Origin of the sequence: Streptomyces sp. NPDC005302 (assembly GCF_040607345.1) — a bacterium.
In the GTDB taxonomy this organism is placed as follows: domain Bacteria; phylum Actinomycetota; class Actinomycetes; order Streptomycetales; family Streptomycetaceae; genus Streptomyces.
Window position 1 is genome coordinate 86,907 of record NZ_JBEXGN010000003.1, and the last position, 16,002, is coordinate 102,908.

Below are 16,002 nucleotides of genomic sequence, written 5' to 3' on the forward strand. Positions count from 1 at the left end.
ATGGTTAACGTGTCCGCTACGCCTGTTCTGGCGTTGCGCGGGGTCTCCAAGCGATTCGGTGCCGTCCAGGCGCTCACCGATGTAGAGCTTGAAGTCCACGCCGGTGAAGTGGTCGCCCTGGTGGGCGACAACGGTGCCGGAAAGTCCACGCTGGTGAAGACGATCGCCGGCGTGCACCCCATCGATGAGGGCTCGATCGAGTGGGACGGCAAGGCCGTCCAGATCAACCGCCCGCACGACGCCCAGCACCTGGGCATCGCGACGGTCTACCAGGACCTCGCGCTCTGCGACAACATCGATGTCGTCGGCAACCTCTACCTGGGACGCGAGGTGAAGAAGCGCGGCATCCTGGACGAGGTCGAGATGGAACGCCGGTCCCGCGAGCTGCTGGACACGCTCTCGATCCGCATCCCCAGCGTCCGCATCCCGATCGCCTCGCTCTCCGGCGGTCAGCGCCAGACCGTGGCGATCGCCCGTTCGATGCTCGGTGAGCCCAAGCTCGTCATCCTCGACGAGCCCACCGCCGCGCTCGGCGTCGAGCAGACCGCCCAGGTTCTCGACCTGGTCGAGCGTCTGCGCGAGCGGGGTCACGCGGTCATCCTCATCAGCCACAACATGGCTGACGTGAAGGCCGTGGCCGACAAGGTCGCCGTCCTGCGCCTCGGGCGCAACAACGGCGTCTTCGAGGTCAAGTCGACCTCCCAGGAAGAGATCATTTCCGCCATCACGGGCGCCACGGAGAACGCCGTGACCCGTCGTGCGGCGCGCAGCAGCAATGGGGAGGCTCAGAAGTGAGCATCGACAAGACCTCCGAGTCCCCTGGGGACCACGCCGTTCCGAACCCGGAGGCGGCCGCCGCGGCGGTCCCCGTCGTCGACCCGCGACTGCTCGTCCGCGAGCAGGGCGTCAAGGGCTACGTCACCGAGTTCAAGCGGAAGGTGAAGTCCGGCGACCTGGGGTCCATCCCCGTCGTCATCGGCCTGATCATCATCTGGGCGATCTTCGCGAGCCTGAACTCGAACTTCCTCACCGCCGGCAACCTCTCCGACATCTCCGTCGCCATGGTCGGCACGGGCATGATCGCGGTCGGCATCGTCTTCGTGCTGCTGCTCGGTGAGATCGACCTGTCGGTCGGTTCGCTCTCCGGCGTGGCCGGGGCGACGTTCGCGGTACTCAGCGTCACGCACGGCATGAACGAGTGGCTCGCCCTCGTGCTGGCCGTCCTCACCGGCACGGTCGCCGGTGCCATCCAGGGCTTCTTCTTCGCGCGCATCGGTGTGCCGGCCTTCGCCGTCACGCTGGCGGGTCTGCTGTTCTGGAACGGCCTCATGCTCCAGATCCTGGGCAGCAACGGCACCATCAACCTGGACAGCAACGGCATCGTCGCCAAGCTGACCAGCTACTACTTCTCCGATGTGGCCGCCGCCTACGCGCTCGCGATCGTCGTGACCGCCGGGTACTTCGTCACCTCGCTGCTCGGCAACCGTCGCCGCGAGGCGGCCGGCGTGCCGTCCCAGCCGCTGGGCGAGATCATCGTGCGCACCGCCCTCCTGGCGGTCCTCACGCTGGCCGTCGGCGCCGTGTACAACCAGTACAAGGGCCTGCCGCTCGCCGTGGTGATCTTCGTCGCGGTCCTGCTGCTCACGGACTTCGTGCTGCGCCGTACCGCGTACGGCCGGAAGATCTTCGCGCTCGGTGGCAGCGTCGAGGCCTCCCGGCGTGCGGGCATCAACGTCGAGATGGTCCGGATCTCGGTCTTCGCGATCTCCGGCACCTTCGCCGCCATCGGCGGTCTGTTCATCGCCTCGAAGATCGCCTCCGCCAACCAGGGCGCCGGTGCCGGTGACCTGCTGATGAACGCCATCGCGGCGGCCGTCATCGGTGGCACCAGCCTCTTCGGTGGCCGTGGCCGCACCTGGAACGCCCTGCTCGGTGTTCTGGTGATCGTCTCGATCCAGTACGGCCTGGCTCTGCAGGGCATCGCCTCGCCGGTCCAGTACATGATCACCGGTGGTGTGCTTCTCGCCACGGTCGTCATCGACGCCGTCACCCGCAAGACCCAGAAGTCGGCGGGTCGCGCGTAGGGTCCCGACCCACTCAGTCCTGTGCCCGGCGCCAATGGCGGTGCCGGGCACAGTCACGTCCGGACCCGACGCCGTCAGGTTCGGACACGAACGTGCGTTCTCGCCCGGTACCGCCGATCGTGTGACGTAGTTCGACGGGCCCGGCCCGCGCCCGAAAAGGCGGAACATTAGACTCGACAAAGCCCGGCAACAGCTCTACTGCAAGGAGGCACGGGTGCCGCTGCTGACCCGCATCACGGGACCGCGCGATCTGGACCGGCTCAGCCTGGAGCAGCTGGACCAGCTGGCCGGCGAGATCAGGACCTTCCTCGTGGACGCGGTCTCCAAGACCGGCGGCCACCTCGGCCCCAACCTCGGTGTCGTGGAGCTGACCCTCGCCCTGCACCGCGTCTTCGAGTCGCCCAAGGACAGGGTGCTCTGGGACACCGGCCACCAGTCCTACGTGCACAAGCTGCTCACGGGCCGCCAGGACTTCTCCCGGCTGAAGATGAAGGGCGGCCTGTCCGGCTACCCCTCGCAGGCCGAGTCCGAGCACGACGTCATCGAGAACTCGCACGCCTCCACGGTCCTCGGCTGGGCCGACGGTCTCGCGAAGGCGAACGAGGTCCTCGGCCGGGACGACCACGTGGTCGCCGTCATCGGTGACGGCGCCCTCACCGGCGGCATGGCCTGGGAGGCGCTGAACAACATCGCCGACGCCAAGGACCGCCCGCTGATCATCGTCGTCAACGACAACGAGCGGTCGTACGCACCGACCATCGGCGGCCTCGCGAACCATCTGGCGACCCTGAGGACCACCGACGGCTACGAGCGCTTCCTGGCCCGCGGCAAGGACCTCCTGGGGCGTACTCCGGTCGTCGGCAAGCCCCTCTACGAGACGCTGCACGGCGCGAAGAAGGGTCTGAAGGACTTCATCGCCCCCCAGGGCATGTTCGAGGACCTCGGCCTGAAGTACGTCGGCCCGATCGACGGCCACGACATCGAGGCCCTGGAGTCCGCCCTCGCCCGCGCCAAGCGGTTCGGCGGCCCGGTCATCGTGCACTGCCTCACCGAGAAGGGCCGCGGCTACCAGCCCGCCCTCCAGGACGAGGCGGACCGTTTCCACGGCATCGGCCCCATCCACCCCGACACCGGCCTGCCCATCAAGGCCTCCGGTGCCGACTGGACCTCCGTCTTCGGCGACGAGATGGTCGCGCTCGGCAAGGAGCGCGAGGACATCGTCGCGATCACCGCCGCGATGCTCCAGCCCGTCGGCCTGAAGAAGTTCGCCGACGCCTTCCCGAACCGCATCTACGACGTCGGCATCGCCGAGCAGCACGGCGCCGTCTCCGCGGCGGGCCTCGCCACCGGCGGGCTCCACCCGGTCTTCGCCGTCTACGCGACGTTCCTCAACCGGGCCTTCGACCAGGTCCTGATGGACGTGGCCCTGCACAAGTGCGGTGTCACCTTCGTGCTGGACCGCGCGGGTGTCACCGGCACCGACGGCGCCTCGCACAACGGCATGTGGGACATGTCGATCCTCCAGGTCGTCCCCACCCTCAGGCTCGCCGCGCCGCGTGACGCCGACCAGGTCCGCGCCCAGCTGCGCGAGGCCGTCGAGGTGACGGACGCGCCCACCGTGGTCCGCTTCTCCAAGGGCGCGGTCGGCCCGGCCGTCCCCGCCGTGGGCCGGATCGGCGGCATGGACGTCCTGCGGGCGCCCGGCACCGACGTACCGGACGTGCTCCTGGTCTCCATCGGCGCGCTCGCCCCGATGTGCCTGGAGATCGCCACGCTCCTCGACCAGCAGGGCATCTCCACCACCGTCGTCGACCCGCGCTGGGTCAAGCCGGTCGACGAGGCCATGGCCCCGCTCGCCGAGCAGCACCGTGTCGTCGTCACCGTCGAGGACAACTCGCGCGTCGGTGGCGTCGGTTCGACGATCGCCCAGGCGCTGCGCGACGCGGGCGTCGACGTACCGCTGCGCGACTTCGGGATCCCGCCGCGCTTCCTCGACCACGCCTCGCGCGCCGAGGTCATGGCGGAGATCGGGCTGACCGCGCCGGACATCGCCCGGCAGGTCACCGGCCTGGTCGCCAAGCTCGACGGGCGCTACGAGCGGAACACCCCGCAGGCCGTGGACGTCGCGGAGCCCGCGCGCGACTGACGCGCGGGCAGCAGGGCCGAAGGGCCGGTTTCAGCACCCTGGACGGGTGGTGAAACCGGCCGTTCGCGTTAACGGGGCCCGCGTCGGGGCATACGTGTCACCCGCCCTCTCGATGATGTCGAGGACGACAAGCGTGGGAGGTACGCCCGTGAGGAACACCCTCTTCAGGACGAAGAAGATCGAACAGTCGATCGCCGACACTGAGGAGCCGGAGCACGCACTCAAGAAGTCGCTGTCCGCTCTGGATCTCACCGTGTTCGGTGTCGGCGTCATCATCGGCACCGGCATCTTCGTCCTCACCGGCAAGGTCGCCAAGGAGAACGCCGGTCCCGGGGTCTCACTGGCCTTCGTCGTCGCGGGCGTCGCCTGCGGCCTGGCGGCCCTCTGCTACGCGGAGTTCGCGTCCACGGTCCCGGTCGCGGGATCCGCGTACACCTTCTCCTACGCCTCCCTCGGCGAGCTGCCCGCCTGGATCATCGGCTGGGACCTGGTCCTGGAGTTCGCGCTCGGTACGGCGGTGGTCGCGGTCGGCTGGTCGGGCTACGTCCGCTCGCTGATGGACAACGCGGGCTGGCATCTGCCCGAGTCGCTCAGCGGGCGCGAGGGTGCCACCGGGTTCGGGTTCGACATCCTCGCCGCGGGCCTGGTGCTCGTCCTGACCGCCATCCTCGTCATCGGCGTGAAGCTCTCCGCCCGGATCACCACGCTGGTCGTGGCCATCAAGGTCACCGTCGTCATGATCGTGATCATCGCGGGCGCCTTCTTCATCAACGGCGACAACTACAAGCCGTTCATTCCCAAGGCGCAGAACGTGGAGGCGGGCAGCGGCATCAAATCCCCGCTCATCCAGCTCATGTTCGGCTGGGCCCCCACCAACTTCGGTGTGCTCGGCATCTTCACCGCCGCCTCCGTGGTGTTCTTCGCCTTCATCGGCTTCGACGTGGTCGCGACGGCCGCCGAGGAGACGAAGAATCCGCAGCGGGACATGCCGCGCGGCATCCTCGGCTCGCTCTTCATCTGCACCGCGCTCTACGTCCTGGTGTCGATCGTGGTCACGGGCATGCAGAAGTACACCGAGCTGTCCGTCGACGCCCCGCTCGCCGACGCGTTCAAGGCCACCGGACATCCCTGGTACGCGGGCGTCATCAGCTTCGGCGCCGCCGTCGGCCTCACCACGGTCTGCATGATCCTGCTGCTCGGCCAGACCCGCGTCTTCTTCGCGATGAGCCGTGACGGACTGCTGCCGCGGTTCTTCTCCCGCGTCCACCCGCGGTTCCGCACCCCGCACCGGCCGACCATCCTGCTCGGTGTGATCATCGCGATCCTCGCGGGCTTCACGAGCCTCAGCGAGCTGGCCGAGCTGGTCAACATCGGCACGCTCTTCGCCTTCGTCGTGGTCGCCATCGGCGTCGTCATCCTGCGCCGCACCCGCCCCGACCTGCACCGCGCCTTCCGCACCCCGCTGGTTCCGTGGGTGCCGATCCTTTCCGTGCTCGCGTCCCTGTGGCTGATGCTGAACCTGCCCGCGGAGACCTGGCTGCGGTTCGCGATCTGGATGGTGATCGGCTGCGTCGTGTACTTCCTGTACGGCCGCTCGCACAGCCGCCTGGCCGGCCCCCAGGAACCGGCCCCGAGCACCGGCGGAACCCCGCCGACGGGCCCCGCGGCCTAGCGGTCCCGCCGCCCGGCCTCTCACGCCGCGCTCCCGCCCGAGAGCCCTCCGGCCCCGTACGTCCCCCGCCTCGGCGCGGACGTGCGGAGCCGGAGGCGTGTCCACGCCGGGGACGCCGGGACGCCGGGGGGCCTGGTGGTCGGGCGCGGGGCCGGGGGCTCGCCCGCGCCGCGAGGGGAAGCGCGGCGGCGGCTTGCGGCTCCGAAGCGCGAAGGGGCGGTGTCAGGAACCGGGGCGCACGGTCCGCGGGCCGGTGACCTCGGCGCCCAGTTCGGTCACCCGTCGCCGCAGTTCGCGGTCGGCCGTGACGACCAGGCGGGGACGGTCGGGCGCCCCGGCCACGAGCTCCACGATCCGGTCGTCACCGCTGCCCGGGGCCTCGTCCACCCGGACTCCGGGGACGGAGCCGACTCCCCGGGCGGCGCCCTCCACCACGAGGACGATCTCCAGCGGACCGGGACGACCGGGCACCCCCGCCTCCGCGAGGCCGGCCAGCCCGTCCCGGAGCCGCCCGGCCGCTCCACGCCGGTCGCGCCACCATCCGTCGGGCACGGATCCGACCACGTTGGCGCCGTCCACGATGAGCAGAGTCGTCATGCCCTCACCCTGCCAGAGCACTCCGGGCCCAGCCCCGCGTCACGACGGACAGGGCCTCGGCGGCCCGGGCGGCCTGACGAGTGTTCGTCCGCGGTCCGGGGGCGAACTCCACATGCAGGAACGGCACCCCGGCGTCGGCGGCCGCACGGCCCTGCACGTTGTCCCGCCCGGCGAGCGGGCAGGAGCGGGCCCAGGCCCGGCACACGGCGAAGTCCCGGTCGCCCAGCGCGTCGGTGAGCCGGCGGCCGGCGGTGAGACCGTCCTCGCCCGCACCCGTCGAGGCGATGACGTCGTACCGCGGGGCCGACTTCTCGGCGAACCCGTGCAGCTGGACGCCCGGCACCTGCCGGCGGACGAGTTCGGCGCAGATCGTGTGGAAGACCGTGTCCCGCCGGTGGGCGACGTCCGACGCATTCCCCTCTCCGGATTTGCGATGTGCGCCAGCAATCACAAGCAGACCTCCCGGAGCACCCCTCAGGACCCGTACGCCGAGCAGCTCCGTATCCTGGTCGGCGACCGGGTGGGGCACCTGTACCGACCATCGGACCGGGTGCTCCAGGTCGACGAGGACGCGGCCCCAGCCGCGCGGCGCGGGCCCCTGGTCGACGCGGTCGTACACCTCTGCGAATCGTCGGCCGGTCGAGCTGTCGGCGATGGTGCGCACCGCGAAGTCCACCTCGGCGAGACGCTGTTCGGCCTGTTCACGGTGGCCGTCGAGGAGAAGGCCGACACCTTCCGCGACGGTCTCCCGCTCGGTTCGGGACGGCGGCCGGAAGGCCCCGTCCGGCGCGAACCGGGAGGTGTAGGCGGCGACGGAGCGCGCCAGGTCGACGGACGGAGGGCCGTCGCCGTGCTGGTCGGCCGAGGGGTTCTCCCCCTTGCTGTGGCTCCCGCGCACGACAACTGTCCCCAAACCGGCCAGAGCGGTGAGGACCAGGAGAAGTGTTGCGATCGTTATCGTTCTGGAGCGGTTTGCCCTCATGGTTGTATCAAGATATCTCGGTGACCAGACGTCGTAGCCGCCGCACCCTGCCCGCTCTCCTGACCCCGCTATCACTCGTCGCCGCACTGGCGGGGTGCGGGCTCGTCGGAGGCGGCGAGGACTCCGACTCCTCGTCGAAGGGGGGCGGCCGGTCCTTCACCGTGGCCGCGGCCGGAGACATCCTGATCCATCCTCAGCTGATCGACCAGGCCAGTGCCGACGCCAAGAAGACCGGCAAGGGGACGAACGGCCTGGACTTCGGCCCGCTGATGGCCGGGATCAAGCCCGTGATCAGCAAGGCGGACCTGGGCATCTGCCACATGGAGCCGGTGATCGGCAAGCCGAAGGGCCCCTTCGAGAGCTACCCCAACTTCCTCATCCCGCCGCAGATCGCCGGGACCATCAAGGACGTCGGCTACGACACCTGTTCCACCGCCTCCAACCACTCGATCGACCACGGGTACGAGGGGGTGAAGCGCACCCTGGACACCCTGGACGCGGCCGGACTGAAGCACACGGGCTCCTTCCGGACCGAGAAGGACGCCCTCACCCCGCTGGTCATGGACGTCAAGGGCGTGAAGGTCGCGCAGATCTCCTTCGCCTTCGGCTTCAACGCCCACGAGCTGCCGAAGGACAAGCCGTGGCTGGTCAACCAGAACGACCTGAGCCGGATCAAGAAGGCCGAGAAGCAGGCCCGCGCGGCCGGCGCCGAGGTCGTGATCCTCTCGATCCACTGGGGCCGTGAGCATCACCCCAACCCCTCGACCCCGCAGCTCGAGTTCACCCGGCAGCTCGCGCGCGAGACCACCGTCGACCTCGTCATCGGCCACCACGCGCACGTCGTGCAGCCGATGGAGAAGGTCGACGGCACATGGATCGCGTACGGCCTCGGCAACCAGGTCGCGCGTCACGACGTGCCCACGGGGCTGACGGAGGAGGGCGTGATCGGCTGGTTCACCTTCACGCAGCGCGGCGGCAAGTGGGACGTCGAGGCCCGCTACGAGCCGACCCTCGTGGAGATCCCGCCGGACCCGGAGGTCACCACGGACGGCACCCCGGCCGAGCCCGCCAAGGGCGAGGTCGAGAACTACCGGCTGGTGGACGTGGCGGCCGAGCTCAAGCGGGACGACCTCAGCGACCAGGAACGTTCGCGCCTCCGGCTGGCCTTCGAGCGGACGGAGGGCACCATGCTGAACCGCGGAGCGGCGAAGGACGGTCTGAAGCCCCTCACGGAACTGCCCGGCTGAGAACACCCGGCGTCAGGACGCGCCCGGCCCCTCGACGGGCCGGGCGCGAAACGCGTCCCGGACCGGGCCGTTCTGGGCGGGGTCCGAGTCATAGGGGTCCGAGTCATAGGGGCCGGACGTGTCCAGAACGCGACATCCGGCTGAACTTCACCTGAACCGGAATTGATCAGTCCTGCCCAAAGATGCCCAACTAAAACGTGATGTTGCCTGGATCACTTCTAATCCGTGCAACTTTCCGACACCTCCGCTGGTCTGACACGCGCGGAGACTCAGTTTTCCCAGCTGTGTCCCCGTGTCACACCCGCACCCGCACCCGCACGCGGGCCGTCTCCGTGCCCGCACGCCCGTACAACCGCTTGAGAGGATCCGTCCGTTGGCGCCATCGCCCCCGGCGCGGCAGCACCGTGCTCGCCGCAGAGCTGACATGTCGCTGCTTGGCGGCATACGACCGCCCATTGCGGTGCTGTCGGCGCTCCTCCTCTCCCTGGCGGCCGTCACCGCACTCGTCCTCGGTCCGGCCGGGAACACCACGGTGCCCAAGGCCGTGCAGACGTCGCAGCAGCACTTCGCGGAGGACGGCGCGATCGCCATGCGCGCCTCCATCGACGAGTCGGTGACCGACCTCGACCGCTCCGCCGCGCTGTTCAGCGCGGGCGCCCCGGTCTCCGCGGACACCGTCCTCGACAAACTGGGCAACACGTACCAGAAGTGGATGGGCACGGCGGTCGTCGAGATCCGGTCCGGCAAGCTCGTCGCGACCCGCGGCGAGACCGTGCCGCTGACCTCCCTCGACCGGTCCACGCTCGGCGACGAGGGCGGGCTCGCGCCGCGCATGGTGCGCCTGGAGAACGGCGAGGTCCGGCTGCTGTCGTTCGCGCTGCTCTCCTGGCCGGGGAAGCCGCAGCTGCTGCTCGTCGCCTCCAACAGCCTCAAGTTCCCCGGCATCAGCCTCGGCCAGTTCCGTTCCATCGCGGTCGTGGACCGCTCCGGCACGATCCTCAGCAGCGACGGCATCCCCGAGCCCGAGCAGGTCCTCACCGACCTCCAGCGCGAGGAGGTCGCCGCCTCCAACAAGCAGCTCAAGGCCTTCGCGAAGAAGGCGGCCGGCCGCGCCGCCCAGCACCCGCTGAGCAGCAAGGAGCCCGGCTCCGGCGGCTACCTGGGCGTCAGCGGCAGCCTGCTGGGCGGCAGCTTCCTCAGCGACCGGTCCGTCGGCGGCTACGCCGCCCTCTCCTCGCCCGAACCCGGCGAGACCACCACCGCGACCGCCCTCGGTCTCACCGTGGTCGCCATGGTGAAGGTCGCCGAGGACCCCACCCGTTCCACCTCACCCGTCTTCGGGCTGATCGCGGCCGGTGCGCTCCTCATCGTCGGCGGGATCGCCGTGGCCGTACTGCTGGGCACGGTGCAGCGACCGCTCATCCGGCTCTTCCTGGAGTCGCGCCGCCTCACCCGCGGCGACCTGGCCCGCCCGGTGAGCGTCCCGGGCTACGGCGAGGCCCGCCGGATCGGCCTCGCCCTCGAAAGGCTGCGCGGACAACTGCTCGGCGGACCCGCGGAGGGGGACGACTCCGCGCCGCACCCGCGCGGCCTGCGCCGTGTCGGCACCCGCGCCCTCCTCGCCGTCTGCGCGGTCCTCCTGCTCGCCTGGTCCGCCCCGCTGCTGCTCATCCTGAACCGCGCCGACGGCACCGTCGTCGTCCCGCAGCAGCTCGTCAACGACCAGCGGGAGCGGACCGACACCCTCACCGACCGGGTGCGCCGCGCGCTCAACGAGGGCGAGGCCGACCTCCAGTCCGTCGCCACGCTGATCGGCGACCGCACCACCCCCGCGGACATGACCAAGGTCCTCGACCGCACCCTCAACCAGCACCTTCGCTACCAGGCGCTCTACGTCGTCGACGCCTCCGGCGACGTGGTCGCCGGGGTCGGCGACGAGCCCCGCGAGGCCCGGCCCAAGCCCGCCACCGCGGACCCGCTGCGGCTGCTCGGCCAGGGCGGCAAGAAGCCGCTCGTCGTCGGCACCGCGGAGATCCCCGGCCGTGACGGCTCGGCACTCGTCGGCGAGTTCCGTATCGACTTCCTCAACTCCGTGCTCAAGCGGCCCGGCCTCGGTGTCGTCCGCCTCGTCGACGACAAGGGAGAGGTCATCGCCGGCAACACCGGCTACCTCGCCTTCCAGTCGCTGCCCGACGATCGCCTCAAGGACCTGGTCTCCGCATCCGGCCAGCGGGTCGGCAAGTCCGCGCACGCCGCCGGTGTCCTCTACCGCGAGAACGGCGTACAGATCGCGGCGGCGGCCCCCTTCGTGGGCGGCGGCGCGGCCAAGCAGCTCGGCTGGACCGTCGTCAGCTGGCAGCCCGCCGACCGGCTCGCGATCCCCGAGTACGACGTCCAGCACCGCACGGTGCTCGCCGGACTGCTCGGCGCCGCGGCGGCCGCCGCCTGCCTCGGGTGGATGCACATCGTGGTCGCCCGCCCGCTGCGTGCCCTGGCCGGACAGGCCGAGGCGCTGGCCGACGGCGACCGCAAGACCGTCCTGTTCCCGCGCAACCACGACGAGGTCGGCGCGGTCACCCGCTCCCTCGAACTCGTCCGCCAGCAGCTCCAGGAACAGCGCAGACAGCAGCCAACGCCACGCCGGAGCGCACCCGGCACGGCCCAGCAGCAGCAGGTTAGGAACTGATCGGCCGTGCTCTTCCTCTACACCGTCCTGATGGTGTGCTGCGCGATCCTGCTCGTGGCGGGCATCGTCGAACAGCGGCGCCACTTCACCAACCTGGACAACATCCCCACCCGGGTGCTGGTCAACGGCATCCGCGGGAAGTCGTCCATCACCCGGCTCTGCGCGGGCGCGCTGCGCGGCGGAGGCCTCGCCACCGTCGCCAAGACCACCGGCACGGCCGCCCGCTTCATCCACCCCGACGCCACCGAGGAGCCGGTCTACCGCAAGTTCGGCATCGCCAACGTGGTCGAGCAGATCGGCATCGTCCGGCGCGCCGCCGCGTACAACCCGGACGCGCTCGTCATCGAGTGCATGGCGGTGATGCCGGCGCTCCAGGAGATCAACCAGTCCAAGCTGATCCGCTCCACGATCGGCGTGCTGTGCAACGTCCGTGAGGACCACCTCGCGGAGATGGGCCCCACCCTCGACGACGTGGCCCGCTCGCTCTCCCGGTCCATGCCGGAGGGCGGCATCTGTGTCACCGCCGAACAGGAGCGCTTCGCGATCCTCCAGGAGGAGGCCGACTCCCGCGACTGCAAGCTGATCTACGCCGACCCGGAGACGGTCTCGGACGAGGAACTGCGCGGCTTCAGCTGGTTCACCTTCAAGGAGAACGTGGCGATCGCGCTCACCGTCGCCGAACTGCTCGGCGTGGAGCGGGAGACGGCCCTCCAGGGCATGTACGACGCGCCGCCGGACCCCGGTGTCCTCTCGGTCGAGCGGTATGTCACCGAGGACGGCAAGAAGGTCCGCTTCGCCAACGTCTTCGCCGCCAACGACCCCGAGTCGACGCTGATGAACATCAACCAGCTGCTCGACCTCGGAGCCATCCACCGTCCGCTCAACGTGGTCATCAACTGCCGCCCCGACCGCGTCGAGCGGAACGGGCAGATGGGCGAGATCATTCCGGAGCTGGACCCCGACAAGGTCTTCGTCATCGGTCACCCGGCGAAGAGCGCCATCGACGCCATGCCCGCCGAGTACCGCTCCCGCGCGGTCGACCTCGGCGGCGACCGCCGGGACCCGGAGGAGTTCATGCGACGCCTCCTCGCCGAACTCGGGCCGGACAGCTCGCTGGTGGCCATCGGCAACATCCACGGCCAGGGCGAGCACCTGCTGGAGCACCTCGCCGAACTCCCCGCCCACGAGAGCGCGGACGACAGCGCCGAGAGTGTCGCCGACGGCCGTGCCGACGGAAGGGGGAAGGGCCCCGCGGTCTCCGCCGCGCCGCGCACCACGGTGGCGGTACGCGAGCACGTCGAGACCGTGCAGCTCTACGCGCCGAGGATCGACCCGTACCAGGGGTACTCGGAGGCGTACGAGACGCGGTACACACCGCAGACCAACCCGCCCCAGGTCCCCGTGCAGCGCTCCGCGGACAACCCGTATCAGCAGCAGGAGCAGCCGCAGCAGGGCCACCGCCAGGACGCCCGTCCGCAGGCCGGGCACCCGCAGCGGAGCCACCCGCAGTCGGCACAGCCCCGGGCGGCGCTCTCGCCGGAGGGCCACCGGCAGACCCGCCGCCGGCCGACGCTTCCGGACTTCCCGCAGCAGGCGCAGGAGTCGCACCACCCGCACCAGCCGCAGTATCCGCACCGGACCGGGGGGACGGCCCACGAGAGCCGTCGGCCCGAGCAGGCGCCCGCCGCCTGGCCGGACGTGTCGCAGGGACCCGGCGCCGCGCGGCCCCAGCCGCCCGAGCACGGTGAACAGCCCCCGTCCCGTGGCCTGTTCGAACCCCGCGTACCTCCCACCCACCCCACCGACGACCAGCAGTGGCACAGCCCAGGAGAGCCCCGTTGATCCCCTCCGTCCTCACCCCCGAGATCGCCGCGATCGGCATCGGCCTGGGCCTGATGTTCTCGCTGATCTGCTACCTCACGACCAACCTCTCGCCCGGCGGCATGATCACACCGGGCTGGCTGGCGCTCACCCTCATCGAGGACCTCCAGCGCGCCGCACTCGTGGTGGGCGTCACCGTCCTGACGTACGTCACCACGCTGCTCCTCCAGCGCTTCGTGATCCTCTACGGCAAGCGTCTGTTCGCGGCCGTCGTGCTGTCCGGCGTGCTGATCCAGGCGACCGTGATCATCGTGCTCCAGATGGAGTTCCCGCTGCTCTACGCCAACCAGACGCTGGGCTTCATCGTCCCCGGTCTCGTCGGCTACCAGCTGGTGCGCCAGCCCAAGGGGGCCACGCTGCTGTCGACCGGCACGGTCACGCTCGCCACCTACGTCGTGCTGACCGCCGGGATCCTCCTCGGCGCCATGCCGACCGCCTGACCCGCCTTCTCTTCGGAACCTCTGGAGCCGTCACCATGCCGAAGCGCAAAGGCCGTCCCGTTCTTCACGCGGCCACCGTCCTCGTGCTGCTCACCGGCAGCGCCTTCCTCACCTTCGAACTCCGCAAGGACGAGGAGGCGAAGGTCCCGGCCGTGCAGGCCGTCACGGACCGGCCCGACCTGGAGAACTCGGGCAAGGCCACCGGCAAGCAGACCTGGGAGCGCCTGAACAACCCCACGCGGTCCGTCCTGCGCGGGGAGAACGGCGACATCCTCGCCACCTTCACGGACGGAGCCCGCACCGCGACCCTGCGCGGCCCCTCCCGCACCTTCACCGAGCCGGCCAACACCCAGTCCCGCGTGGTCACCCAGGACTGGGTGCGCCTGATGCCGGAGGCCTGGCGCAAGGGCGCCGAGAAGGAGAAGTGGTTCAAGGACTGGTTCAAGGAGTTCTACGGCAGCGAGGCCGACGACATCTTCGCGATCGCCTTCCAGTACGTCGACGGCGCGCCGGTGAAGAAGGACGACGAGGGCGTTCCGTACGCGGGTGACGCGGTCTTCGGCCCGTTCAAGGACGACGGCGTCGACCGCCTCGAACAGAACGACTTCTACGACTACCTCGGCATCAACTACTCGTTCCGCGACGGCTCCACCATGCAGGCCCGCAAGGAGCGTTACCGGGCCCTGGACTGTTCCGGCTTCATGCGCATGATCTGGGGCTACCGGGCCCGCTACCCCCTGATGGCCACGAACACGTCGGGCGACGGACTGGCGCGCAGCGCCGACGGCATGGCCCGCTCCAAGGTCGGCGTCGACATCCTGAAGCTGTCCGGTCCCGCCCCCTGGTACACCCGCCCCAAGAACATCGACGTCGTCCAGCCCGGTGACCTCCTCTTCTTCAAGATGGACCACCGCACCGGCAACCACCTCGACCACGTGGCCCTGTACCTGGGCGTCGACACGGACGGTCACCGCGTCTTCATCTCCAGTCGCAAGGAGGTCAACGGGCCGACCATGGGCGACAAGGGCGGCGCGTCCCGGATCGACGGCAACGGCTTCTACGCCGGTCTCCTGCGCAGCGCCAAGCGGTTGTGAGCGGGCGGGGGCGGGCCTCGGTGTGCGGCGCGGCCCCGATTAAGGTGAAGCGGTGAACGTCGACTGGCTCATACGCGGCCGCGACGGCAGGCTCAGTGTGTACCTGCTGTCGGAGGCCGCCGTCCGCTGCCGGGCGGAGCGCGGACCCGGTGGCCCCTGGGACCCGCCGCGCACCGTGGGCGGCGGGCAACGCCTGCACCCCGTACTGGCCCTGGGCCAGGGCCCCGACCGCTACGCCCACCTCGTCTCCTGGCGCCCGACGGTCCGTGACGAGTCGGGTCTCGTCCACTCGACCCACTACCGGCCGGACCTCGCCGCGCTCGACTGGCACCCGATCGGGCATCCCAACCGGACCGGGGGCCGGACGGGCACCCCGGCCGTCGCCGTCGACGCGGAGGGGCGTGCCCACGTCTTCGTCCGCAACAAGGGCGGCGGGGTGAGCATGATCGCCCAGAAACTCAAGGGCGGCTGGGGGCCCTGGCGCGACCTCAAGGGGAGCGACGTCCAAGGGGACTTGGCGGCTGTCACGGGGACGTCGGGCCTGGTCGAGCTGTACGCGGCCGTCCCGGGCGGTGTCCTGCACTGGCGGCAGCAGGAGGCGGGTGCCGAGCCGGCCCTGGAGGAGGCGCTGGAGGCACCGGTCCGCGCGGACACCCTGCGCGCGCTCGCGACCTCCTTCGACTCCACCACGCTCTTCTTCACCGACGAGTCGGGCGACGTGTGCGCGTGGCGTCCCGGCACCAAGCCCGCGCCCGTCCTCGCCTCCGCCGGGCCGGGGCCCGTCTGCGCCATCCGCTGTGAACTCGACGGGCACGACTGCACGTTGCTCGCGCAGCGGTCCGCGAGCGGGCGGGTGGCGTTCGCCGCGTATCCCACCGAGGACGAGGCGGCGGGGGCGTGGTGGACGGAGTCGGGTCCCGAACTCCCCGCCGACGCCCTGGTGTCGCTGACGGAGGACGAGCACGGGCGCGTCGTCGCGGCGAGCCTCTCCCCGGGGACCGGGGAACTCCTCCTCACCCGCCGCAAGCCCGAACCGGGCCTCGCCCTGGAGCCCTGGCAACAGGTGTGACCCGGAGGCCCCTTCAGCCCCCTCAGCCGCTATCCGCCGAGAAGAAGCCCCTCCGGGTACGACGGTGCCCCGCACGCCGATCGGCGTGCGGGGCACCAGGTCGT

The 16,002-nt window shown here is 70.6% G+C and carries 12 protein-coding genes; 10 read left to right on the plus strand and 2 right to left on the minus strand.

Annotated elements, in window-relative coordinates; translation table 11 throughout:
- The 4 genes from ABZT74_RS04960 to ABZT74_RS04975 all read left to right on the plus strand — a co-directional run bounded on the left by ABZT74_RS04960 (nt 1) and on the right by ABZT74_RS04975 (nt 5,902).
- Nucleotides 1-795: an ATP-binding cassette domain-containing protein gene (locus ABZT74_RS04960; RefSeq protein WP_355874770.1), complete on the plus strand. Its 795-nt coding sequence runs from the start codon at nt 1-3 to the stop codon at nt 793-795.
- Nucleotides 792-2,084 (plus strand): sugar ABC transporter permease, encoded by a 1,293-nt coding sequence (locus tag ABZT74_RS04965; protein ID WP_355874767.1) that lies wholly within the window; start codon nt 792-794, stop codon nt 2,082-2,084. The genes ABZT74_RS04960 and ABZT74_RS04965 overlap by 4 nt, the downstream gene beginning before the upstream one ends.
- Before the next feature lie 214 nt (nt 2,085-2,298).
- A complete protein-coding gene (gene dxs / locus ABZT74_RS04970) occupies nt 2,299-4,230 on the plus strand; it encodes a 1-deoxy-D-xylulose-5-phosphate synthase (protein WP_355874763.1) in 1,932 nt (643 codons plus the stop codon).
- A gap of 148 nt (nt 4,231-4,378) precedes the next feature.
- Nucleotides 4,379-5,902, plus strand: a complete 1,524-nt coding sequence (locus ABZT74_RS04975) for an amino acid permease (RefSeq protein WP_356165033.1) — start codon at nt 4,379-4,381, stop codon at nt 5,900-5,902.
- Nucleotides 5,903-6,124: 222 nt separating this feature from the next.
- On the opposite strand, the gene ABZT74_RS04980 is transcribed toward ABZT74_RS04975, so the two are convergent.
- A complete protein-coding gene (locus ABZT74_RS04980) occupies nt 6,125-6,499 on the minus strand; it encodes an NTP pyrophosphohydrolase (protein ID WP_356433422.1) in 375 nt (124 codons plus the stop codon).
- A gap of 4 nt (nt 6,500-6,503) precedes the next feature.
- Nucleotides 6,504-7,397, minus strand: a complete 894-nt coding sequence (locus tag ABZT74_RS04985) for a hypothetical protein (protein WP_356433423.1) — start codon at nt 7,395-7,397, stop codon at nt 6,504-6,506.
- Nucleotides 7,398-7,501: 104 nt separating this feature from the next.
- Here ABZT74_RS04985 and ABZT74_RS04990 point away from each other — a divergent pair, with 104 nt between their 5' ends.
- The 6 genes from ABZT74_RS04990 to ABZT74_RS05015 all read left to right on the plus strand — a co-directional run bounded on the left by ABZT74_RS04990 (nt 7,502) and on the right by ABZT74_RS05015 (nt 15,898).
- Nucleotides 7,502-8,728 carry a CapA family protein gene (locus ABZT74_RS04990; RefSeq protein WP_356433424.1) on the plus strand — a complete coding sequence of 409 codons (1,227 nt, stop codon included), beginning with the start codon at nt 7,502-7,504 and terminating at the stop codon, nt 8,726-8,728.
- Between the two features lie 424 nt (nt 8,729-9,152).
- Nucleotides 9,153-11,414, plus strand: coding sequence for a cache and HAMP domain-containing protein (locus tag ABZT74_RS04995; protein WP_356165043.1), 2,262 nt, complete (start codon nt 9,153-9,155; stop codon nt 11,412-11,414).
- A 6-nt stretch (nt 11,415-11,420) separates the two neighbouring features.
- A complete protein-coding gene (pgsB, locus tag ABZT74_RS05000; protein ID WP_356433425.1) occupies nt 11,421-13,256 on the plus strand; it encodes a poly-gamma-glutamate synthase PgsB in 1,836 nt (611 codons plus the stop codon).
- Nucleotides 13,253-13,735 carry a poly-gamma-glutamate biosynthesis protein PgsC/CapC gene (locus ABZT74_RS05005; protein ID WP_355874745.1) on the plus strand — a complete coding sequence of 161 codons (483 nt, stop codon included), beginning with the start codon at nt 13,253-13,255 and terminating at the stop codon, nt 13,733-13,735. The genes pgsB and ABZT74_RS05005 overlap by 4 nt, the downstream gene beginning before the upstream one ends.
- A 35-nt stretch (nt 13,736-13,770) precedes the next feature.
- Nucleotides 13,771-14,829, plus strand: a complete 1,059-nt coding sequence (locus ABZT74_RS05010; protein WP_356433426.1) for an NlpC/P60 family protein — start codon at nt 13,771-13,773, stop codon at nt 14,827-14,829.
- A gap of 52 nt (nt 14,830-14,881) precedes the next feature.
- A complete protein-coding gene (locus ABZT74_RS05015) occupies nt 14,882-15,898 on the plus strand; it encodes a hypothetical protein (RefSeq protein ID WP_355874740.1) in 1,017 nt (338 codons plus the stop codon).
- Nucleotides 15,899-16,002: the final 104 nt, after the last annotated feature.